The sequence below is a fragment of the Cronbergia sp. UHCC 0137 genome (genome assembly GCF_034932285.1).
Lineage (GTDB): Bacteria > Cyanobacteriota > Cyanobacteriia > Cyanobacteriales > Nostocaceae > Cronbergia.
In genome coordinates this window covers 3,827-5,066 of the sequence record NZ_JAYGHC010000105.1, presented here as the reverse complement: position 1 = coordinate 5,066, position 1,240 = coordinate 3,827, and the positions used below count along the sequence as shown (strand labels likewise).

The following is a 1,240-nucleotide window of genomic DNA, read 5'->3' as shown; positions in this document are numbered from 1 at the left end:
GAGTATAACTTAAACAGGATTAGCTGCAAATGAGCTCACTGAAGGAGCAACTGAATTAGTATCTCGCAACCAAGTTACAATTTTCTTACTAGCTACTTCCCGAATTACACCTCCAACCCGTTCAAATGTTCCATCTTTTAGCCCTTTAACAACCCAATCTGCTAATAGAAAGGTAACTTGAATTGGTAAACTCATAATTTTTTCCTGGTTGTCAAAACTTCAGCAGCGTTATGTATAACAATGAAATTGTATATTATTTTATATCGCAATACATAACCATGCTTAGTTAATTATCCTTATAGTGTTGTATCTTGAGAATATAGTGAAATGTTTTTTAATGTTTGCGTGGTGTGTTGGATAAATACCGCAAAGGAAATAAAAAGAGCGTTGCTTATGGCAAGCGATGCGATCGCAATTTAGTTATATAATTAAGGATTAATATCTGTAACTGTGGTTTTGGAAAGTTGACTTCAGTGCTTTCAACGCTGCGTTGGAACGTGGTTTCCATCCCCTTGCGGGGAAGTGCTTTTGGAAAGGGTTCACTTCTGGAAGGCTTACGGGGTAATGGTTTGAGATACCCAAATCTACACCACTCTGAAAAACAAGAAAAATTTCTCTAAAATAGATAAATTTTGGTGCTTGAAACCCTTGCTGGATAAGGCATCCACACCACTCAACGAATTTATGCGGTTTTCAAAGTTGGGGGGAGTGGTGTCGATAAAATTCAAGACGCTATTTAAAAAGTATATTATCTGACTCAAATTGTCAAGCTGAAATTTATTTTTGATGATAACTACAGTTAGAACTAGAGGTTTCGTCAGAGATTCAGAAGATACTCATGGGCAAATGTGAGCAAGTGTGTAAATGTTGTTATGATTTCATAAATTAGAGACTGAACTAAATCACCAAAATTTAGTCAGTGTTTAAAATTCTTTCAGGAGGAATTTCCTTTGTCTCGTCGCTATCTATTTACCTCTGAGTCAGTTACCGAAGGTCATCCAGATAAAATCTGCGATCAAATTTCAGATACCATTCTCGATGCACTACTCTCCCAAGACCCCAGAAGCCGTGTTGCGGCGGAAGTGGTCGTTAATACTGGTTTAGTGCTGATTACTGGCGAAATCACCACCAAAGCCAATGTAAATTATGTTAATCTGGCTAGAAAGAAAATCGCGGAAATTGGCTATACCGATGCCGTTAACGGATTTTCTGCCAATAGCACCAGTGTTTTGATAGCTTT

The 1,240-nt window shown here is 37.6% G+C and carries 2 protein-coding genes; one reads left to right on the top strand and one right to left on the bottom strand.

The features are described 5' to 3' along the window. Positions 1-9: 9 nt before the first annotated feature. Positions 10-195: a hypothetical protein gene (locus VB711_RS26265; RefSeq protein WP_323289378.1), complete on the bottom strand. Its 186-nt coding sequence runs from the start codon at positions 193-195 to the stop codon at positions 10-12. A 755-nt stretch (positions 196-950) separates the two neighbouring features. Here VB711_RS26265 and VB711_RS26260 point away from each other — a divergent pair. After that, a partial coding sequence (locus tag VB711_RS26260) for an S-adenosylmethionine synthetase N-terminal domain-containing protein (protein WP_323289377.1) occupies positions 951-1,240 on the top strand: 290 nt, incomplete at its 3' end.

Excerpts from the sequence above, each read along its gene's own strand:
- VB711_RS26265 (WP_323289378.1), bottom strand. The coding sequence starts at position 195 with ATGAGTTTACCAATTCAAGTTACCTTTCTATTAGCAGATTGGGTTGTT.